General features: G+C 59.3%; 19 protein-coding genes. 10 read left to right on the plus strand and 9 right to left on the minus strand.

Features of this window, described 5'->3' with window-relative positions:
- Positions 1-96: 96 nt before the first annotated feature.
- From lon to clpP, 3 genes are all read right to left on the minus strand, one after another.
- Positions 97-2,514: an endopeptidase La gene (gene lon / locus OK142_RS02620; RefSeq protein WP_003496483.1), complete on the minus strand. Its 2,418-nt coding sequence runs from the start codon at positions 2,512-2,514 to the stop codon at positions 97-99.
- Positions 2,515-2,926: 412 nt separating this feature from the next.
- Complete coding sequence (gene clpX, locus OK142_RS02625) at positions 2,927-4,204, minus strand: ATP-dependent Clp protease ATP-binding subunit ClpX (protein WP_003496489.1); 1,278 nt, start codon at positions 4,202-4,204, stop codon at positions 2,927-2,929.
- Between the two features lie 292 nt (positions 4,205-4,496).
- A complete protein-coding gene (clpP, locus tag OK142_RS02630; RefSeq protein ID WP_003496491.1) occupies positions 4,497-5,129 on the minus strand; it encodes an ATP-dependent Clp endopeptidase proteolytic subunit ClpP in 633 nt (210 codons plus the stop codon).
- A 456-nt stretch (positions 5,130-5,585) separates the two neighbouring features.
- Here clpP and OK142_RS02635 point away from each other — a divergent pair, with 456 nt between their 5' ends.
- Positions 5,586-6,833, plus strand: a complete 1,248-nt coding sequence (locus OK142_RS02635) for a GGDEF domain-containing protein (RefSeq protein WP_003496493.1) — start codon at positions 5,586-5,588, stop codon at positions 6,831-6,833.
- An 84-nt stretch (positions 6,834-6,917) separates the two neighbouring features.
- Positions 6,918-8,171: a cytochrome P450 gene (locus OK142_RS02640; RefSeq protein ID WP_498680917.1), complete on the plus strand. Its 1,254-nt coding sequence runs from the start codon at positions 6,918-6,920 to the stop codon at positions 8,169-8,171.
- A 55-nt stretch (positions 8,172-8,226) separates the two neighbouring features.
- Here OK142_RS02640 and OK142_RS02645 read toward each other — a convergent pair whose 3' ends face one another.
- From OK142_RS02645 to OK142_RS02660, 4 genes are all read right to left on the minus strand, one after another.
- Positions 8,227-8,571 carry a cupin domain-containing protein gene (locus tag OK142_RS02645; RefSeq protein ID WP_498680919.1) on the minus strand — a complete coding sequence of 115 codons (345 nt, stop codon included), beginning with the start codon at positions 8,569-8,571 and terminating at the stop codon, positions 8,227-8,229.
- Between the two features lie 14 nt (positions 8,572-8,585).
- Positions 8,586-9,869 carry an O-acetylhomoserine aminocarboxypropyltransferase gene (locus tag OK142_RS02650; protein WP_003496498.1) on the minus strand — a complete coding sequence of 428 codons (1,284 nt, stop codon included), beginning with the start codon at positions 9,867-9,869 and terminating at the stop codon, positions 8,586-8,588.
- Between the two features lie 73 nt (positions 9,870-9,942).
- Complete coding sequence (locus OK142_RS02655) at positions 9,943-10,377, minus strand: CoA-binding protein (protein WP_003496500.1); 435 nt, start codon at positions 10,375-10,377, stop codon at positions 9,943-9,945.
- Between the two features lie 386 nt (positions 10,378-10,763).
- Positions 10,764-11,054 (minus strand): hypothetical protein, encoded by a 291-nt coding sequence (locus tag OK142_RS02660; RefSeq protein WP_498680922.1) that lies wholly within the window; start codon positions 11,052-11,054, stop codon positions 10,764-10,766.
- Positions 11,055-11,280: 226 nt separating this feature from the next.
- On the opposite strand from OK142_RS02660, the gene OK142_RS02665 reads away from it, so the two are divergent.
- From OK142_RS02665 to OK142_RS02690, 6 genes are all read left to right on the plus strand, one after another.
- On the plus strand, positions 11,281-12,117 hold the full coding sequence (locus OK142_RS02665) for an EamA family transporter (protein ID WP_498680924.1): 837 nt from the start codon (positions 11,281-11,283) through the stop codon (positions 12,115-12,117).
- 251 nt (positions 12,118-12,368) lie between these two features.
- On the plus strand, positions 12,369-12,833 hold the full coding sequence (gene rplM / locus OK142_RS02670) for a 50S ribosomal protein L13 (RefSeq protein WP_035242586.1): 465 nt from the start codon (positions 12,369-12,371) through the stop codon (positions 12,831-12,833).
- Positions 12,834-12,835: 2 nt separating this feature from the next.
- Positions 12,836-13,303 (plus strand): 30S ribosomal protein S9, encoded by a 468-nt coding sequence (rpsI, locus tag OK142_RS02675; RefSeq protein ID WP_003496509.1) that lies wholly within the window; start codon positions 12,836-12,838, stop codon positions 13,301-13,303.
- A gap of 130 nt (positions 13,304-13,433) precedes the next feature.
- On the plus strand, positions 13,434-14,387 hold the full coding sequence (gene speB, locus OK142_RS02680) for an agmatinase (protein WP_498680927.1): 954 nt from the start codon (positions 13,434-13,436) through the stop codon (positions 14,385-14,387).
- A gap of 70 nt (positions 14,388-14,457) precedes the next feature.
- Positions 14,458-15,390: an N-acetyl-gamma-glutamyl-phosphate reductase gene (gene argC / locus OK142_RS02685; protein WP_082184135.1), complete on the plus strand. Its 933-nt coding sequence runs from the start codon at positions 14,458-14,460 to the stop codon at positions 15,388-15,390.
- A complete protein-coding gene (locus tag OK142_RS02690; protein WP_498680929.1) occupies positions 15,387-16,232 on the plus strand; it encodes an aminoglycoside phosphotransferase family protein in 846 nt (281 codons plus the stop codon). The genes argC and OK142_RS02690 overlap by 4 nt, the downstream gene beginning before the upstream one ends.
- A gap of 6 nt (positions 16,233-16,238) precedes the next feature.
- On the opposite strand, the gene OK142_RS02695 is transcribed toward OK142_RS02690, so the two are convergent.
- Positions 16,239-17,342, minus strand: coding sequence for a COX15/CtaA family protein (locus OK142_RS02695; RefSeq protein ID WP_498681717.1), 1,104 nt, complete (start codon positions 17,340-17,342; stop codon positions 16,239-16,241).
- A gap of 143 nt (positions 17,343-17,485) precedes the next feature.
- Between OK142_RS02695 and OK142_RS02700 the strand changes: the two genes are divergently transcribed.
- Together OK142_RS02700 and uppA are read left to right on the plus strand one after the other, a co-directional pair.
- Positions 17,486-17,698, plus strand: coding sequence for a DUF2842 domain-containing protein (locus OK142_RS02700; RefSeq protein WP_216331507.1), 213 nt, complete (start codon positions 17,486-17,488; stop codon positions 17,696-17,698).
- Between the two features lie 98 nt (positions 17,699-17,796).
- Positions 17,797-19,029, plus strand: a complete 1,233-nt coding sequence (uppA, locus tag OK142_RS02705) for a polysaccharide biosynthesis GNAT family N-acetyltransferase UppA (RefSeq protein WP_498680931.1) — start codon at positions 17,797-17,799, stop codon at positions 19,027-19,029.
- Between the two features lie 19 nt (positions 19,030-19,048).
- On the opposite strand, the gene uppB is transcribed toward uppA, so the two are convergent.
- The gene (gene uppB, locus OK142_RS02710; protein ID WP_498680933.1) at positions 19,049-21,334 is read right to left on the minus strand and encodes a polysaccharide biosynthesis protein UppB; all 2,286 of its coding nucleotides are present in this window, start codon (positions 21,332-21,334) and stop codon (positions 19,049-19,051) included.
- Positions 21,335-21,344: the final 10 nt, after the last annotated feature.

The following is a 21,344-nucleotide window of genomic DNA, read 5'->3' on the forward strand; positions in this document are numbered from 1 at the left end:
GCCGAAGCGCCGCCTGTGCCTTCCGGCACCTAACGCATTGATTCTATGCATCACCTTTTGCGAAAACCGATTCCGGCCTCCGCGTCGATGCCTTGATCAATGCGCGATCGTCTGCCCGCCTTCGTCGACACCCTCAACGGTGGCGATGACAGGCGTTTCGATGCTGCCGTCCCACTCGATGGGCTCCGGCTTGCGAAGCAGCGCGTGTTCGATGACCTCGCCCATGCGCGAAACCGGGATGATTTCCATCTCGTTCTTCACATTGTCCGGAATCTCCGCCAGATCCTTGGCGTTCTCTTCCGGGATCAGCACCTTCTTGATGCCGCCACGAAGCGCTGCAAGCAGCTTTTCCTTCAGGCCGCCAATAGGCAGCACGCGACCACGCAGGGTGATCTCGCCCGTCATCGCCACATCCTTGGAGACCGGAATGCCGGTCATGATGGAGACGATGGCGGTTGCCATGGCAACACCGGCGGACGGTCCGTCCTTCGGGGTTGCCCCTTCCGGAACGTGGACGTGGATGTCGCTCTTGTCGAAACGCGGCGGCTCGATGCCGAAATCCACGGCGCGCGAACGGACATAGGATGCCGCTGCCGAAATGGATTCCTTCATCACTTCCTTGAGGTTGCCGGTCACCGTCATGCGGCCCTTGCCCGGCATCATCACGCCTTCGATGGTGAGCAGCTCACCGCCGACTTCCGTCCAGGCAAGACCGGTGACGACACCGACCTGATCCTCGCGCTCGGCCTCGCCGTGGCGGAACCGCGGAACGCCCAGATAATCCGGAACATTGGCTGCGGTGACTTCCACGGACTTGACCTTGCCCTTGATGATCTCGGTCACGGCCTTTCGTGCGAGCTTCATCAACTCGCGCTCAAAGCTGCGCACGCCCGCCTCGCGGGTGTATTGCTGGATCACGATCATCAGAGCGTCATCGCTGACCGAGAACTCTTCCGGACGCAGGGCATGTTCCTTGATCGCCTTCGGCAACAGGTGACGCTTGGCGATTTCGCGCTTTTCGTCTTCCGTGTAACCGGCGATGCGGATCACTTCCATACGGTCCATCAGGGGACCCGGAATGTTCAGCGTGTTGGCCGTGGTCACGAACATCACGTCGGACAGGTCGTATTCCACTTCAAGGTAGTGGTCCATGAAGGTGGAGTTCTGTTCCGGATCGAGAACCTCCAGCAGGGCAGACGACGGGTCGCCACGGAAATCCATGCCCATCTTGTCGATTTCGTCAAGCAGGAAGAGCGGGTTCGCCTTCTTGGCCTTCTTCATCGACTGGACGATCTTGCCCGGCATGGAGCCGATATAGGTACGGCGGTGACCGCGGATTTCCGCCTCGTCACGGACGCCACCCAGCGCCATGCGCACATATTCGCGGCCGGTCGCCTTGGCGATCGACTTGGCGAGCGAGGTCTTGCCGACGCCAGGAGGGCCGACGAGGCACAGGATGGGGCCACGGATCTTGGTGGCGCGCGCCTGCACTGCCAGATACTCGACGATACGCTCCTTGACCTTGTCCAGACCGAAATGATCCTGATCGAGGATGGTCTCGGCGGCGTTGAGGTCGGTCTTGATCTTCGACTTCTTGCCCCATGGCAGACCCAGCAGCCAGTCCAGATAGTTGCGCACGACAGTCGCTTCCGCAGACATCGGGCTCATCTGGCGAAGCTTCTTCATTTCCGCCTCGGCCTTGTCCTTGGCCTCCTTGGAAAGCTTGGTCTTGGCGATGCGCTCTTCCAGTTCGGCCATCTCGTCCCGGCCATCTTCGCCGTCGCCGAGTTCCTTCTGGATCGCCTTCATCTGTTCGTTCAGATAATATTCGCGCTGCGTCTTCTCCATCTGGCGCTTGACGCGCGAGCGGATACGCTTCTCGACCTGAAGCACGGAAATTTCGCCTTCCATGAAGCCGAGCGCCTTTTCAAGCCGCTGCTTCACGCTGACGGTTTCCAGCATTTCCTGCTTTTCGGTGATCTTGATCGACAGGTGCGAAGCGACCGTATCGGCCAGCTTCGAATAATCGTCGATCTGACCGGCAGCGCCGACAACCTCGGGCGAGATCTTCTTGTTGAGCTTCACATAGCTCTCGAATTCCGAAACGACGGAACGCGACAGCGCCTCGATCTCGACGGGATCTTCGGCAGGCTCCTGCAGCGGAGTCGCGGAGGCTTCGTAGAAATCCTCGCGGCCGGTATATTCATCGATCTGGGCGCGGCCCTTGCCTTCCACCAGAACCTTGACAGTGCCATCGGGCAGCTTCAGGAGCTGGAGAACATTGGCAACCGTGCCGACCTTGTGGATGGCGTCCGGGGTTGGATCGTCATCGCTGGCGTTGATCTGGGTGACAAGCATGATCTGCTTGTCCGAACCCATGACTTCCTCGAGCGCGCGAATGGATTTTTCCCGCCCGACGAACAGGGGAACGATCATATGCGGGAAAACGACAATGTCGCGCAGGGGAAGTACCGGATAGGTACCGCCAGATGCCGCAGACGTGATGTTCGTCATATCATTTCCTTTCCATGGTCCCTTTCGGGACACTTTGCAGGACGTCTTGGGGCGTCCGGCATATTCATTTCTCGAGACTGAAAGTGGAGTTTCGAAACACCGATTTCAAGTCGCCGGAAGAGACGGCCCCGCGCAGCGGCAAGACCGTAAAATTCAACAAAACCCAGCGCCGGCCATTACTCCCGACATTTCCGGTTATCCTTGAAGGCCAGGAACCGGGTCGCCGACGGTAATTCACATTTCCGTCATATCGCGCTGCAAATCAGTTGTAAGACTTTATCAGCAAAGCGCAATCCGCTCCAAACGCAAAATCGGACTCAGCCAAGTTAGGCGCAAGTTTCACACCCTGGCCCAACAGAAAAGGCCCGCACGGGTGCGGGCCTTCCAATTCACACCAGACCGGATCAGCCTATCAGGCGGAAACGTTGGTCTTTTCTTCCTGACGATCCGCATAGATGTAGAGCGGACGAGCAACGCCGCTGACGACATCGTTGGAGATCACAACCTCGCGCACGCCTTCCAGCGTCGGCAGTTCGAACATGGTATCCAGAAGGATCTTCTCCATGATCGAGCGCAGGCCCCGGGCACCGGTCTTGCGGGTGATTGCCTTGCGGGCGATCTCGCGCAGCGCGTCCTCGTGGAAGGTCAATTCCACATCTTCCATCTCGAACAGGCGCTGATACTGCTTGACCAGCGCGTTCTTCGGTTCCGACAGGATCTGGATCAGCGCATCCTCGTCGAGATCTTCCAGCGTCGCCAGAACCGGCAGACGGCCGATGAATTCCGGGATGAGGCCGAACTTCACCAGATCTTCCGGCTCAAGTTCGCGCAGCACTTCGCCGACGCGACGATCGTCTTCCGCCTTGACGGTGGCACCGAAGCCGATCGAGGTCTTTTCACCCCTGGCCGAGATGATCTTGTCGAGGCCGGCAAAGGCGCCGCCGCAGATGAACAGGATGTTGGTCGTATCCACTTGCAGGAATTCCTGCTGCGGATGCTTGCGGCCGCCCTGCGGCGGCACGGAAGCGACCGTGCCTTCCATGATCTTCAGAAGAGCCTGCTGGACACCCTCGCCCGACACGTCACGCGTGATGGACGGGTTGTCCGACTTACGGGAAATCTTGTCGACTTCGTCGATATAGACGATGCCGCGCTGGGCGCGTTCGACATTGTAATCCGCAGACTGCAGCAGCTTCAGGATGATGTTTTCCACGTCCTCGCCGACATAACCGGCTTCGGTCAGCGTCGTTGCATCCGCCATGGTGAAGGGAACGTCGATGATGCGGGCGAGCGTCTGGGCAAGATAGGTCTTGCCGCAACCCGTCGGACCGACGAGCATGATGTTCGACTTCGCAAGCTCGACATCGCCGTTCTTGGAGGCGTGCGCGAGGCGCTTGTAATGGTTGTGAACGGCAACAGACAGGATTTTCTTCGCCTGTTTCTGGCCGATGACATATTCGTCGAGGATCTTGATGATGTCCTGCGGGGTGGGAACACCCTCGCGCGACTTCACCATCGACGTCTTGTTCTCCTCGCGGATGATGTCCATGCACAATTCGACGCATTCATCGCAGATGAATACTGTCGGCCCGGCAATGAGTTTCCGGACTTCGTGCTGGCTCTTGCCGCAGAATGAACAATAGAGTGTATTTTTAGAGTCGCCGCCGTTGCTGCCGCTGACTTTGCTCATATCTCTTTCCTTCCAGCACGCCGCAGGTCCGCCAAACGGATCGCGGTCAACTTACCGCCCGCCGATACGGCAGCCCTTGGGGTGCATCACCGTATCCGCCTCGTTTCCCGGGGTACTAGCCGTATCAGATACAGGAGCTGACAACCGGCTGCAACGAATTCCCCATCAAACCAAAGGCCACGTCATAAAAATTCAACACAGCCTTTATATACACTAATATCGCTTTCTGTTCCGGTTGAAAGCCCCGAAATTACTTTCCGGGGTTAAACAAACGTCAAAAAAGCATCGCGCCTCAATTCGCGGCGGCGCCTTCCATTTCCTGGCGCGAGGTGAGGATCTTGTCGATCACACCCCAGTCCTTCGCCTCGTCTGCATCCATGAAGTGGTCGCGATCAAGGGTTTTTTCAACCTCTTCGAGCGTGCGGCCGGTGTGCTTCACGTAGACTTCATTAAGGCGACGTTTCATCTTGATTATGTCACGGGCGTGACGCTCGATGTCCGAAGCCTGGCCCTGGAAACCGCCGGAAGGCTGGTGAACCATGATGCGGGCGTTCGGGGTTGCAAAGCGCATTCCCTTCTCGCCAGCGGCCAGAAGCAGCGAACCCATGGATGCGGCCTGGCCCACGCAGAGCGTGGAAACCGCAGGGCGGATGAACTGCATCGTATCGTAGATCGCCATGCCGGCGGTCACGACGCCACCCGGCGAATTGATGTAGAGCGCGATTTCCTTTTTGGGGTTCTCAGCCTCGAGGAAAAGCAGCTGCGCGCAAACGAGCGAAGCCATCTGGTCTTCCACCGGACCGGTGAGGAAAATGATGCGTTCCTTGAGAAGACGGGAAAATATGTCGTAGGAGCGTTCGCCGCGATTGGTCTGCTCTACGACCATCGGCACCAGAGCCATGGCGGTATCAACTGGATTTTTCATGTCCGTCCTTTGTCAAACTCTGCCCTTCGCGAAAAACCGCTCCGGAATCACTTCTAACCTTCATTCTCCCTACATAGAGTGTCCCTGCCCCGTACTTCAAGACACGAAGCCGCATATCCTTAACGGCTCAACAGCGATTGCAGGCCTTTGCCGCCGGTGCGGGCAGCGACTTCGAACTGCCCGGCGCCCGCAGGACCACTCTCCCTCAACGGCATTATTTTTCACAGGGACGGAGCGCAGACATAAAAACCGGTGGTCATGCACAGATATAACTTCTTACCGGCAAGAACTCGTTAGGTATTTGCGGCTGATACTGCGGCCGCGAATTTCCGGTTTCCAACAGGGGACGGGAGCCTCCCTGAGGCGAAATGGCAGCTCAACAATTCCAGCGGGCATAACGCACCTCGTGCGAAAGAGCCCGCTTTTACCGCATGATGGCGCAGATAGGATTTTGCAATGCTGGATGCAAAGACGAGCACGCTACTGTGGGCGGCGGAAACGTTCACCCTTGCCGTGCTTTTGGGAACGCTGTGGCTGCACCGCCCTTCCCGCCGGCATAATCTCTACTTCGCCGCCGGCTTCCTCGCCACAGGCTTCGGCACGGTGATGGTGGCGTTTCGCGGGGATATTTCCAGTTTTCTATCCATTCAGGTCGGCAATACGCTGGCGCTGTCCGCCTTCGGTTTCTGGCTCGCGGGCCTGTTATGCCTGGAGCAGCGGAAACTCGGCGGCTGGATTGCAATTCCGGCCCTGCTGTGGGTCGCCGGAATGCTCGTGCCGCCCGTGCGCGAAGACATGGTCGCCCGCATCCTGCTCTATCATGCCAGCGCGGCCACGGGCTATTTCATGCTCGCCGGTGTCCTTCTGGCCAGCAGGGCGCGCGCAACGCGCAGCCGGAAAGTACTGGCCACGATCCTGATACTGCAGGCTTTTGCCGGAGCGCTTGTCGCATCCATCGTCATCCCGGCCAATGCCGCGATTCCAAATGCCATCCCCATGACGTCGGCGCTCTCCATTTCCGGCATGCTCGGCTTCACGGCCATCATCATGCTCAGCGCCAAGATCATCATGGAGGACACGGAAATTCGTCTTCACCGGCTCGCCATGACCGATCATCTGACCGGCGTTCTCAACCGGCGCGGCCTTCTGGAGGAATTCGACCGCATCAAAAAGCGCTCGCCGGCCTCCGACCGCTATGTGGCGCTGGTGCTGTTCGACATCGACCACTTCAAGAAGATCAACGACAAGTATGGCCACCAGTCCGGTGACGCGGTTCTCGTGCATTTCTGCACGATGGCGCAGCGCGTCATCGGCGATCGCGGCCTTTTCGTCAGGATGGGCGGTGAGGAGTTCGCGCTGGTGGCGGAAGTGGAAAGCCCTTCCAGCACGGTGACGCTGGCGGAAGCCATCCGCAGCAATCTGCGCCAGTCGAAGATCACTGCGCGTGGCGAAAGCATCGAGGTTACGACGAGTGTCGGCATATCCGAAGCCACGATCAGGGATGCCGACCTGAGCGTGATGATGACCGAGGCCGACCGCGCGCTCTATGCGGCAAAGAAAGCCGGCCGCAACAGAACCGTCCTCCACGTCAATTCAGCCAATGTCGTCGTGCCCTCTCCCGACCGGGACGAAAACCCGATGGACAACAATGCCGACCGGCAGGTCGCGGCACTGAACCGGATATCGGCCATCGCCAGCCGGTGACAAGGTAACCACACGGTGACAGTCAGAAAACACGATGAAGGGCTTTTTCATGCCCTTCCAAAAGCATCAAGTGCGGAATAAACCATGGGCATGACAGCGACATTTCCCTTTCTCAAAATCGACCCTGCCACACGCCGCGTTTCGCTCAACGCCCGCGATCCGGCCTTCTACAACGACCCGAACCCGGTCTATGCCGCCCTGCATGCGGAGTGTCCCACCTTCTACTGGGAAGAACAGCGGCAATGGTTCTTCACCGGATACGACCATGTCAGCGCCCTTCTGCGCGACCGCCGGTTCGGACGGCAGATCCTGCATGTGGCGAGCCGCGAGGAAATAGGCCTTCCGCAGCCGCAGGACCATGTGAAGCATTTTGATGCCGCCGAGCAGCATTCGCTGCTGGAACTGGAACCGCCGGAACACACCCGCCTGCGCACGCTCATCAACCGCGCCTTCGTGTCGCGGCATGTCGACAAGATGAAGCCGGAAATCGAGGAACTCGCCAACCGCCTGATCGACGCCTTCGAACGGAACGGCGAGACGGAACTCCTCTCTTCCTATGCCGACATCATTCCGGTGACGATGATCGCGCGGATGATCGGCATTCCCGAGGAGATGGGCCCGCAGCTGCTGAAATGGTCGCATGCCTATGTCGGCATGTACATGTTCAAGCGCACCCCCGAGGACGAGCTTCTGGCCGACAAGGCGGCCCTTGAATTCTCGGACTATGTGCGCAGCGTGATTGCCGAGCGGCGGGCGGAGCCGAAGGACGATCTCCTGAGCCACATGATCCACACGGAACATAAGGGCCAGTATCTCACCGACGACGAGCTCATCTCCACCACCATCGTTCTATTGAATGCCGGGCACGAGGCAACCGTGCACCAGATCGGCAATTCCGTGCGCATCATTCTGGAAAGCGGCATTTCCCCGGATGCCCTGTTCCACGACGAGACGGCCACGGAACGCACGGTGGAGGAGACGCTGCGAATCTGCGCACCCGTCCATATCTTCCAGCGCTGGGTTCTGGAGCCGATCGAGATCGACGGCGTGGAATTCAAACGCGGCGACAAGGTCAGCCTCATTCTGGCGGCAGCCAATCTCGATCCGGCCAAGTTCTCCGATCCGCTGGCCTTCAGGCCGGACCGGAATGAGGGCGCCAACGTCTCCTTCGGCGCCGGCATCCATTTCTGCATCGGCGCGCCGCTGGCAAGGCTGGAACTGAACCTTGCCCTGCCCCTGCTTTTCAAGCGCCTGCCGGGCCTGAAGATCGCCAAGCCGCCCAGGGTCAAGGATGTCTATCATTTCCACGGCCTGGAGCGGCTCGATCTCAGCTGGTGACAGCAATTTCGGAAATGGCCTCTCCTAGCTGACGAATTTATCAATCATCCGGCCCCTACAGCCGGATGACATAATCCTTACGCGTCGTTTCCACGACCTCCCAGGTGCCCGCAAAGCCCGGCCGCAGGATCAGCCTGTCGCCCGGCTTCAGGTGGCGCGGCTCGCCACCATCCTCGGTCAGGATCGAGTGGCCCTCCAGAATGCTGAAATATTCCCATTCGTCATAAACCACACGCCATTTGCCGGGCGTGGACTGCCAGATGCCGGCATAGATGCCGCCGGGCGCCTCCTCCAGATTCCATGTGGTGAATTTCGGATCGCCGGAAATCAGCCTTTCCGGCGCAGGCGCGCCGTGTTCCACCTCGGCCGAGACATCATCGAATGTCAGAAAATTCGTCATGATGACCCCGGCCCTCAAATCTTCGAAAGCGATTGTTCGAGATCGGCGATGATATCCTTGACGTCCTCGATGCCGATCGACAGGCGCACGACATCCGGTCCGGCACCTGCCGCCGTCTGCTGTTCCGGTGTCAGCTGCGCATGTGTCGTGGAAGCCGGATGGATGACCAGCGAGCGTGTATCGCCGATATTGGCGAGATGGGAGAAAAGCTGCAGACCTTCCACCAGCGCCTTGCCGGCGGCATAACCGCCCTTGATGCCGAAGGTGAAGACGGAGCCTGCCCCCTTTGGCGAATAATGCTGCTGGATGGCATAGTTGTCGCTGTCTTCCAGCCCGGCATAATGCACCCAGCCGACCTTCGGATGCGCCTTCAGCCATTTGGCGACGGCCAGCGCATTGTCGGAGTGGCGCTGAACGCGCAGCGGCAGGGTTTCTATGCCGGTGAGGATGAGGAAGGCATTGAAGGGCGAGATCGCCGGGCCAAGATCGCGCAAGCCAAGCACGCGGCAGGCGATGGCGAAAGCGAAATTGCCGAAGGTCTGGTGCAGCACGACGCCTGAATATTCCGGACGGGGCTGGGAGAGCGCCGGATATCTGTCCGTCGCCGACCAGTCGAAGGTGCCGCCGTCGACAATGATGCCGCCCATGGAATTGCCATGGCCGCCGAGGAATTTCGTCAGCGAATGCAGCACGATATCCGCACCATGCTCCAGCGGCCGCAGCAGATAGGGGCTGGCCATGGTGTTGTCGACGATGAGCGGAAGGCCATGCCGGTGGGCGACATCGGCGATTGCGGCGATATCCACGAAAGTGCCGCCGGGATTGGCGAGGCTTTCGATGAAGATGGCGCGCGTGCGCTCATCGATCTGCCGTTCGAAACTGGCCGGGTCGGTCGCATCGGCCCAGCGCACCTGCCAGTCGAAGCCCTTGAAGGCATGGCCGAACTGATTGATGGAGCCGCCATAAAGCTGGCGGGCGGAAATGAAGTTGTCCCCATGTTGCAGCAGCGTGTGGAAGACGAGCAATTGAGCGGCGTGACCGGATGCGACGGCGAGTGCCGCCGTGCCGCCCTCGAGGGCTGCGACACGTTCTTCCAGAACCGCCTGGGTGGGGTTCATGATGCGCGTGTAGATATTGCCGAACTCTTTCAATCCGAACAGCGCGGCAGCGTGATCGGCATCACGGAAGGCATAGGCCGTCGTCTGATAGATAGGCGTCGCGCGCGCGCCGGTGGTCGGATCAGGCTGCGCGCCTGCGTGCACGGCCAGCGTTGAAAAACCGGGATTGCTGCTCGACATAATGTTTCCTCCAATGAAATTTTGGAGGGATCATAATGCCTTGCCGCCAAATGATAAGTCCAATGTGTACCAACTATCGCACAATATTGAGACGCGGATACTCAATTGCGGGGCAACGGTCCATCACCACGTCTATGCCGTAGGCTTCGGCCTTGGCCGCGGCATTGTCGTCTCGCACGGAAAGCTGGCCCCAGATCACCTTCGGGCGCTGCGGCAGCAATATCGCCTCCTCGACGATTGCAGACAGATATTCCGGTGCGCGGAAAACATCGACCATATCCACCGGCTCGGGAATATCGGCAAGCCGGGCATGGACCTTCTGCCCCAATATCTCCTTGCCGGCCTGACCGGGATTGACCGGGAAAACGCGGTAACCCTTGGAGAGGAGAAAGCGCATCACGCCATGGCTCGGGCGGTCCGGGTTTGGCGAAGCGCCAAGCAAAGCGATGGTGCTGACATCCGTCAGGATTTTTCTGATGTAATCCGGCTCGTAAGTATCATGCTGCATGTCAACTTATCCCTCTGGCACATCGGTTGATTTCAGGCCCCCAGCCCGCACTTCAGGTTGGAGAGCCACAGGAAGCATCGCGTTTCCCGCATGAGCAATACTGGCGGCGTTCCCTGCGGCGGTCATTCACATCTAGGAAGCGCTGTCGCTCTCTTGAACCCCTGCCCGTCTGAAAATCATGACCACGCCGATGTTCCCTGCCTGAAACGGCAGATTTTTTTCACGCAAAATGATTTCACAAAAATGCGCCAACTGCAGTTGTATTGAGTATTTCAATCCAGTTTTCAAAATGGCGCGTATCGGAAGGAATGCTTGCGATAACAACATTTGCGTGCATTTAATGCGCACTTCGTGTCCTGTTTGTTTTCATTCCGTTCACCGATGAATTAGGCAAATCTAATTTTCAGAAAGTTATTCTGCAAATCTATCGATATCCAAATCTGAAACGTTGCAGTCAACCATTCAGTAAGTTCATGAAATTCCTTTTCAGTTTTGGCATCAATACCGGCATTCAATTGATACACCCTTGGGCCGGAAACCAATGCGAATTTCAGCCTGAAGAGGCGGCAAAAAAGACCATCTTTTGAGGAAAAAACGCTCCGCCATAGAGCGGCGAGCCGTGCATCCGACGCCGGTGCGGCTGTTTCGCGGATGAATTCATGAGCAGGGTCAGACATCGTGTGACGCAAAAGCTACCCGCCCTGCCTCGCAACATGCACAAATCCGAAACTTGACGCGTGTCGCAATCCGTAAAATGGCCGCATCCTGCAAAGAGCGATCCGGCGGCTCCCTGCGCCCACTTTCAGACGATCAGCATTGCGCATCACCTTCATCGAAAATGGATTCCGGTTTTCAAGCTGATGCTGTAGGTTGCCCAGAATAGCCCGCGAGCGAGTCTCTATTGTGACAATTGACATTCTTTTTCTGGTGCTCCTGGGCGCGATACTGCATGCCGGCTGGAATGCACTGGTCAAATCCGGTTCCGACAAATCGCTCGATGCCTCGCTGATTGCCGCGGGGGCTGCAGCCTGCTCTTTGCCTTTCCTGCCTTTTCTGCCGTTTCCCGCGACAGTGGCCATTCCCTTTCTGATCGCCTCGGCCTTTTTACAGTTTGCCTATTTCCGGCTTGTTGCGGCTGCCTATACGATCGGCGATATCGGCCTCGTTTATCCCGTCATGCGCGGGGTGGCGCCGCTCATCGTTGCGGCGACAAGCAGTCTTTTCCTGAGCGAGGTTCTGAGCCCGCTTGCGCTTGCCGGCATCGCCATCATATCCGGCGGCATATTGACGCTCGCCTTCGAGGCGCGGCGCGGCGGCGGCAAGGCGATTATCCTTGCGCTCATCAATGCCTTCGTGATCGCCTCCTACACCTTCGTCGATGGTGTCGGTGCACGGCTTTCCGGCAATGCGATTTCCTATACGCTGTGGATGTCGCTTCTACCGCCCGTGCTGCTGTTCGGTTTTGCTTTTTACCAGCGTGGAGCAAGTGCCGTCGCGGCGCATGTCCGGCGCAACTGGTGGCGCGGTCTTATCGGCGGTGGCGGCTCCATTCTCTCCTATGGGCTGGCGCTCTACGCCATGACCAAGGCCCCCGTCGCCGTCGTTGCGGCCCTTCGCGAAACCTCTATTCTGTTTGCGCTGGTTATCTCCGTCGTGATCCTGAAAGAACGCGCCAGCATCTGGCGTTATCTCGCCGGCGGCATCATCGCGGCGGGTGTTCTGGTCATGCGGCTGGGATAAAATCGACCATGCAGGTGGGGTAAAATAATACCACACAAATAACCAATTGTTTTTATTGGTTTATTTTTACCGTCGTCCAAATTCGCGATATTGACGCTTCATCCAGCACACCGTATAAGCGCGCCAGATCGGATTCCAAAAGGAATATGGTCATTTGCGGTCGCCTTCGGGTGACCAAACCAAGCAACAAGAAACGCCCGTATGCTCTTGTTTAAAAGAGGATGACGGGTCCACGTTAGAAAGTGAAATCCATGTCTACTTTCGTTCAGAAGCCTGCTGAGGTGGAGAAGAAGTGGGTCATCATCGACGCCGAAGGCCTCGTTGTTGGTCGCCTCGCCACCATCGTTGCAACCCGCCTGCGCGGCAAGCACAAGGCCACCTACACCCCCCACGTCGATGATGGCGACAACGTCATCGTCATCAACGCGGAAAAGATTGCCTTCACCGGCAACAAGTACTCCGACAAGAAGTATTACTGGCACACCGGTCACCCGGGTGGCATCAAGGAGCGTACGGCTCGCCAGATCATCGAAGGCCGCTTCCCGGAGCGCGTCGTTGAAAAGGCCATCGAGCGCATGATCCCGCGCGGCCCGCTCGGCCGTCGCCAGATGAAGAACCTGCGCGTTTACGCCGGCTCGAACCATCCGCACGAAGCACAGCAGCCCACCGTTCTCGACGTGGCCGCGCTTAACAAGAAGAACGTAAGGAGCGCCTGATAATGGCCGATCTTTCCTCTCTGAAAGACCTCGCCCCGGCATCGGAAGCTTCGGCTCCCGTGCACGTCCGCAAGGTTGATACCCTCGGCCGCTCCTACGCGACCGGCAAGCGCAAGAACGCCGTAGCCCGCGTATGGGTGAAGGCCGGTTCTGGCAAGATCATCATCAACGGCCGCGATTTCACCACGTATTTCGCACGTCCTGTTCTGCAGATGATCCTCCAGCAGCCGCTGGTCGCAGCTGCCCGCTCCGGTCAGTTCGACATCATTGCGACGGTTGCAGGCGGCGGTCTTTCCGGCCAGGCCGGTGCAGTTCGTCACGGTGTTTCCAAGGCTCTCACCTACTTCGAACCGGGCCTGCGCTCCGTTCTGAAGAAGGGTGGCTTCCTGACCCGCGACAGCCGCGTTGTCGAGCGTAAGAAGTACGGTAAGGCCAAGGCCCGCCGTTCGTTCCAGTTCTCCAAGCGTTAATCGCTTATCCGAACTGTTCGTTCAGAACTTCGAAAGGCGGGGCTTCGGCTCCGCCTTTTTTCATTGTCTCCTCCCTTGTTTTTTCAGCAGGAAGACAGCAACCTCGGCGCAAATCGCAATGGGGTGATCAATGCCGTCCAAAACCATCGACCATGCCTTTACCGCCGCAGCGCTGACATCGGCTGCGACCGATCCGACCCATGCGGGCGTCCTTTCCTTCATGCGGCGCAAATATACCAAGAACCTCAAGGGCGTATCGACGGCCGTCTGGGGCATTCCTTTCGATGCGGCGACCTCCAACCGGCCGGGTGCGCGCTTCGGGCCACAGGCGATCCGCCGGGCTTCGGCAATTTTCGACAATGATCCGCAATATCCCTTCGCGCGCGATCTCTTCGCCCATATGCCGACCATTGATTACGGCGATTGCCTGCTCGACTACGGCAATCACTGGAAAACGCCCGACACGATCGAAAAGGAAGCGCGCCGGATCATCTCCAAGACGGATTACCTGCTGACGCTCGGCGGCGACCATTTCATCACCTGGCCGCTTCTGAAGGCGCATGTGGCAAAGCACGGCCCAATGGCGCTGGTGCAGTTCGATGCCCATCAGGACACCTGGTTTGACGATGGCAAGCGCATCGACCACGGTTCCTTCGTGGCGCGTGCCGCCCGCGATGGCCTGATCGATCCCGACCGCTCCATCCAGATCGGTATCCGCACCCACGCGCCGGAGGATTTCGGCATCCGCATTCTCCATGGCTACGAGGTGGAAGAGATGCGGGCAAGCGACATCGCCTCGCTGATCGTCAAGCACACGGCGGGCATGCCGGCCTATCTCACCTTCGATATCGACTGCCTCGATCCAGCCTTCGCACCGGGAACCGGCACGCCTGTCGCGGGCGGACCGACCAGCGCCAAGATATTGTCCGTTCTGCGCGGGCTCGGCCAGCTCGATATTCGCGGTTCCGATGTGGTGGAGGTGGCACCCGCTTACGACCATGCGGATATTACCGCCATTGCCGGAGCCACCGTTGCGATGTATATGCTTGGCCTGCGTGCCGAGCGGCTGGCGAAGGCTGGCTGACACAGAAAACGGCACTTACAGAACTGATTCCGATTACCCTCGCAACCCTTTGAAAAGTCAGGACAAGGACATGACAGCGAAGATCTTCATCGATGGCGAACACGGCACAACGGGTCTGCAGATCCGCACGCGCCTTGCTGATCGCCGCGATATCGAGCTGCTGTCAATTCCCGAAGCTGAGCGCCGCAATGCGGCGATGCGCGAGGATATGCTCAACAACGCCGACATTTCGATCCTCTGCCTGCCGGATGATGCCTCACGGGAAGCTGTCTCGATGGTGGCCGGCAACAACAATGTCCGCATCATCGACACCTCGACCGCCTATCGCGTTCACAAGGACTGGGCTTACGGTTTTGCCGAAATGGACAAGGAACAGGGCGAGAAGGTCCGTTCCGCCCGTTTCGTCGCCAATCCGGGCTGCTATCCGACCGGCGCCATCGGCCTCCTGCGTCCGCTGCGCGCTGGCGGCATCCTGCCGGACGGTTATCCCGTCAGCGTCAATGCGGTCTCCGGTTACACCGGCGGCGGCAAGCAGATGATTGCGCAGATGGAAGACCAGAGCCGGGACGACGCGATCAGCGCCAATAATTTCCTCTATGGTCTAACGCTTACCCACAAGCACGTGCCGGAAATGACCATTCACGGCCAGCTCGACCGTGCCCCGCTGTTCGCGCCCTCCGTCGGGCGTTTCCCGCAGGGCATGATCGTGCAGGTTCCGCTGTTTGCCGCCGACCTCAAGGAAGGCACGACCATAGAGACCGTGCATGCCGCACTCACCGCGCACTATGCCGGGCAGGACATCGTCAGCGTCGTTCCGCTTGCGGAGAGCAAGGGTCTTTCCCGCATCGATGCCGAGGAACTGGCCGGTAAGGACACGATGAAACTCTTCGTCTTCGGCACGCCGGGCGGGGAACACATCAACCTCGTGGCGCTGCTCGACAATCTCGGCAAGGGTGCATCCGGTGCGGCCGTCCAGAACATGGAATTGATGCTGTCTGCATGAACCATAGACTCCCCTCTTTTCCGGCCTCGTGGAATATCGAGGCCGCAAAACAGATTGCCGACACGCCGGCCGGGATGGTTTACGAGGTGACGCTTGGCGATGGTTCCCTCGCGGTTGCCAAAGCGCTGAAAGACAAGGTTCTGACAGACAGCCTGCGCGGCGCGGATTTCATCGAATGGCGGGCGGGTGTCGGCTGCGTGAAGCTGCTCGACCGCTCCGACGACATCATTCTCATGGAACATGCCGGATCGGAGACGCTGCGCGACGTATTGTTCCGCGACGGCAACGACGATGCCACAACGGAAATCGCCGCCGATGTTCTCCTGCACTATCACCAGCCTTCAACACAGCCGCCACCGTCAAGCCTGCTGACGCTGCCGCAATATTTCGAAAGCCTGTTCCGCAAAGCCGAACAGGACCGCACCGACGGTATCGAGAGCCCCTATATGGAGGCCGCTTCGCTTGCCGAGGAGCTTATCGGCCGCCAAAGCGATATCCGGCCGCTGCATGGCGATCTGCATCACGAGAACATCATGCGCAGTGCGCGTGGCTGGATCATCATCGACCCGGCGGGCCTGATCGGCGATGCCGCGCTCGACGTCGCCAACATGTTCTCCAATCCGCTTGATCGCTTCGATCTGACACGCAGCGAAGCACGCATCGCCTCCATGGCGTCGATTTTTGCGAAGGCGCTTAAGCGGGACGAGCGGGTTCTTCTGCAATATGCCTTTGCCTATGGCTGCCTTTCGGCAGCCTGGCATGACGAAGACGGCAATGTGGAAGAGCGCGACAATGAACTGGCCGTTGTCGCAACCACCAAGAGTGTGCTCAGGCAGCTTTAAACGTCGTCAGTCTCTGACTTCGACGGCGACCGGTGCCGGATATTCCCCGATAAAACCGCGCCAGTGTGCCACCGCAAAACCAAGTACGATCAGCGCCATGCCCTGATGGGCGAGCGCGACATGGATATCCACATGCATCAGCAGCGTGGTGATGCCGAGTGCTGCCTGAATGGAGACGAGCACGAAGAACAGCACGGAGCGGCGGGCATGCGGCGTGCCGGGCAAGGCGCGGGCGATGGACACCATATGCCATAGCGTGGCGGCAAACAGCGTATAGGCGCCGAGACGGTGGACGAACTGCACCGTCTTCGGGTTTTCGAAGAGGTTTATCCACCAGGGTTGCTGCAGGAAGAGGTCACCCGGCACCAGCGATCCATCCATCAGCGGCCAGGTATTGTAGGAAAGGCCGGCATTCAGCCCCGCCACCAGCGCGCCAAGATAAATCTGGAACAGACAGAGGAAGGTCAGCAGTGCGGCAAAGCCCCTGCCCGTCCTTTCATCAGCCGCCTCCGGCGAATGATGCGACAGACCGCGCAATATCCACATGCAGCCAGCAAAGATGAGGCAGGCGATGGTCAGGTGCGTGGCGAGGCGATATTGCGAGACATCCGTGCGGTTGACGAGGCCGGAAGACACCATCCACCAGCCGATGAAGCCCTGAAAACCGCCAAGCGCCAGAAGGCCGACCAGCGGCAGGCGCAGGCGCTTTTCGATACGGCCGGTCAGCCAGAAGAAGGCGAGCGGCAAAGCGAAGATGAGGCCGATTGCACGGGCAAGCAGACGATGCGCCCATTCCCACCAGAAAATCGTCTTGAACTCGTCAAGCGACATGCCCCTGTTGATTTCCTGATATTGGGGAATGCGCTTGTAGAGCTGGAATTCCTCTTCCCATTCGGCAACGGAAAGCGGTGGAATGGCGCCGTGGATCGGCTTCCATTCGGTAATAGACAGGCCGGATTCGGTGAGCCGCGTGGCGCCGCCGACGAGGACCAGACAGAAAAGCGTGAAGAGCACGACGCGCAGCCAGATGCGCAGCAGGCGGCGATCCTTCCCCTGCTTCTGCAGGGCAGCCTCCACCACCAATTCCGCAGAACCATTTGTCATCGTCATGCCGCTCGAACGCATCTTTCGGGTCTCCATCATACAGTCATGTTGATTAGCCCCAACCGGCACCACAAAACAAGGGCTGAGGGTTTGCGGCATCCGGTCGCGGCGGTATAGTCCCGCGCAGATACTCAATGACGGAAGACTTCATGCACCCTCGCCTCAGATCGCTTATCGGCACCATCGTCATCATCTGCCTCGTCGTCGTTTACGCCGTGGCGGCGACGGCCATCGCATCGGCAACGCTGGCGCAATCGCCCTGGTGGGTGCATCTCATCTATTTCGTCCTGAGCGGTCTTTTGTGGATATTGCCCGCCATGCTCGTCATCAAATGGATGGCCGGATCTAAAAAACAGGGATAGCCGCCCTCTTTCCATGGGACATCCAGAGGTCGCAATTTTATAAACCGATTGTTTGCCGCTCAACGCTATAGTGCGATCGAAACAACCGGAGAGAGTGGATGGCGGCTGTGGGGCCGGTCATAACGAGCGAGGACAAGAAACCTGCGGCCATGCAAGGCGAGCGGCGCGGCGCCGACCGTCTGACCATCGATCTTGTCGACGATGCCTCGGCAATCCGCTCCGACTGGGAGGCGCTGGAGGGTGATCCGCTCAATTCCCTGCACCAGGGTTTTGGCTGGTGCTCCATCTGGGCGCAAACGCAGGACAGCCCCCTTCTCATCATTCGCGGCAGGCAGGGTGGAAAGACGGTGTTTCTGCTGCCGCTGGAAATCGTTCAGGAAGGCGGCATCCGCAAGGCGCACTTCCCCGGTGGACGTTTCAACAATATCAATACCGGGCTTTTCGACCCGACCTTCGCCGAAGAGGCCGGGCATAAGACGGCGGCGGCCATTGCCCGCGAGGCTCGAAAACTGCTGCATGGCCGCGCGGATATTCTCGCCCTGCAGAACATACCGCTGATCTGGCGCGGCAGGGCCAACCCGCTCTCGCATCTGGCTTCGGTTGAAAACCAGAACCCCGCCTTTCAGCTTCCCCTGCTCGACAGTTTCGAAAACACCCTGCGGCAGGTCAATGCCAAGAGGCGGCGAAAGAAATTCCGTATTCAGAGCCGACGGGCCGAGGAAATGGGCGGTTATAGCCATGTGATCGCCCGTTCGCCCCAGGAAAAATGCGAATTGCTGCAGGCGTTCTTCCGCCAGAAGGCCGCTCGTTTCGCCTCTCAGGGCATTCCGGATGCCTTTCGCGATCAATCGGTGAAGAATTTTTTCTACGACCTAGCCAATTTTCCGGAAACGGGCACGGACAGCCTTCTGGAACTGCACGCCATTCGTCTGCATGGCGACAACGAAGGCGTGATCGCCGCCATAGCGGGCCTTTCGCGCAAGCAGGATCACATCATCTGCCAGTTCGGCTCGATCGATGAGGCGGTTTCGGACATCAGCCCCGGCGAATTACTGTTCTGGCTGATGATCGAAAAGGCGTGCAGGGAAAAGGCTGCGCTGTTCGATTTCGGGGTCGGCGACCAGCCTTACAAACGCAGCTGGTGTCCGCTTGCAACCGTGCAGCACGACATATTCCTGCCGGTGACACTAAAGGGCCGTGCGGCCGCCTCCGCTTATGTGGCGATTGCGAGAACGAAGACCCTGATCAAATCCAATCCGTCGCTTTATGCGTTCATCCAGCGTTTCCGCGCCGGGCGGCCACGGATGGACACGTCACCCGCCGCCGATTGAGTATCTTCTGCTGCCTGCCTCAGGCGGCGCTCAGGCGGTCGGTCCTGTGCAGGCCAGTCATCGGCAATGCCTGTTCGTAGCCGTGGGTCACCAGTTCGCTCAAAGTCTTTTCCAGCATTTCGCTATCCTTGCCGGGAACGGAAACGATGATTTCCGCCGGCAGATTGCGCAGCATCTTTTCAAGGCTCGATATCTGCACCGCACCGCATTCGACAAGAACGGTATCATAGGCATCGGACAGGGCGCTGAGGATCATTGTCAGACGGTCGATCGCGCGCATGGCTTCGCGTGGCTGCGCATTGCCGCGCGGCACGATATGGGCGTCGGAAAGCCGGTCACCGTGAATGGTTTCACCAAAGGCGGCAGCACCCGCCAGGAGGTCCATGACACCAGGCAAACCGGCATCATGCGCCATCAGACGCGTCGGACAGGCCGATGCCGTCATGTCGACGAGGACGACCGACCGGCCCGTTTCAGACAAAGCGCGTGCCAGCATGACGGTCGTGGTGGAACCGCTATCACCGGCCGGCGACACGACGGCGGCGACGGGTTTGGCAAGCCGCGTGGCAAGGAAAGCCGCGACGGCATCGATCGAGAAGTCACCTTCGATATCGGTCTCCTCTTCCGCCGTATCTTCTGTCACAGAGGCCAGTTCCTGTGCGGCCAGTTCCCGTGCAGCCAAGGCCGGTGGGGCAGCTACAGCTGCGACAGGTATCGGCCGCTCCTCTTCTACGACGGGCTGGAAAGCCGCGGCGGGCATGGCCCGGACAGCGGGTGGCGCATCCTCGTGATGTGTTGATGTTGGTAGAGGCTGTTCCGGCACATCCGTAGCCTCATCCTTTGCGGCAGGCGCGCGCGTGGGCGAAGGCGGATCGGACAATGGCGGCACATGGTTTTTGCCGACCGGCTTCAAGGCCCGCCCGGTGAACAGTTCCACCAGCATGACGACGATGCAGGAGAGAAGGAATGCCGCCAGCGTGACGACAATGGTGATGGCGCCGGTCTTCGGGAAATAGGGTTCGCGCGGTTCTACCGCCGCCGAGATCACACGTGCATCGGCGGGCGTGGAATCCACGGAACCGGCACGCGACGTCGCTTCGCGGTAACGGGCAAGATAGGTTTCCAGAAGCTGGCGCTGGGCCGAGGCCTCGCGTTCCAGATCGTTGAGACCAACCTGCTGTTCGCCGGCGCGCACGCTCTCCGTCTTCAGCACGTTCAATTGCTGAACCAATTGCCGTTCCCGCAGGCGCGACACATTGGCCTCGTTTTCGAGGCTCGCGAGCACCTTGCGTGTCTCTTCCTGAATTTGCGCCTGTATGCCGTCAAGCTGGTTGCGCAGCGCCCTGAGGCGCGGATGGCCTTCCAGCAGCGAGGACGAAAGATCGGAAATCTGGCTGCGGATACCCGTCTCGTTTTCCTTCAATCGCTGGATCGTCGGCGAGCCGACGACATCGGGAAAGGTATCGAGCGGGCGGCCGCTGGAAAGTGCGTTGCGCACGCTCTCCGCCCGCGCCTCCGCATTTGCCCTTTCACCCCGGATACGGCCGAGTTCGGTCGAGATATCGCTGAGCTGCCGGGTGGCGAGCGTTTCGCCCTGCCCGGCGGAAAGAATATCGGATGAGGCGCGATAATCCGCGACCTTTCTGTCAGCGGCCCGTACCTTTTCACGCAGATTGGCGATCTCCGGCTCCAGCCAGCGCGCCGCCTCGGTGCTCGTGTCCAGCTTCGCGCCGCTTTGCAACGCAATGTAAGCCTTCATCATCTCGTTGGGGATGGTGGCTGCGAGCTTCGGATCCTGCGAGGCGAATTCGACGGTGATGACGCGCGAGCTTTCGACCTGATAGACCTGCAGCTTCTCGCGGAAGGCCGTGAGAATGCGCTCCTCGGGCGGCACCTGCAGCGGGTCCTTCTTGATGCCGATCGCGACCAGCAGCCCTGAGACGAGGGAGGGGCGTGCTTCGGGATCGAACTCCTCCAGCTCATAAAGCTTCATGTCCTTCGCGACCTGCTTGATGAGATCGACGGATTGCAGGATCTGCACCTGGCTGGAAACGGTCAACTCATCGAGCACGGGTTCGGCCGGCGCGTTCGATTGCTGCGAGGCGCCGAAGGAGGCGGTGCGGGATTCGATGAGGACGCGCGCCTCGCCCTTGTAAGCGGGCGACATCATGCTGGCGACAACGAAGGCTGCGCCCCCGGCCAGCAGGGTGATGGCCGCGATCCGGCCCTTGCGTTGCCATATGGCTGCGACGAGGCGCACAAGATCGATATCCACATCCCTGTCGTCAATGCGATCGCCGTTCATGCGAACTCCG

The sequence above is a fragment of the Agrobacterium sp. BT-220-3 genome (assembly GCF_025910175.1).
Classification (GTDB): domain Bacteria; phylum Pseudomonadota; class Alphaproteobacteria; order Rhizobiales; family Rhizobiaceae; genus Agrobacterium; species Agrobacterium oryzihabitans.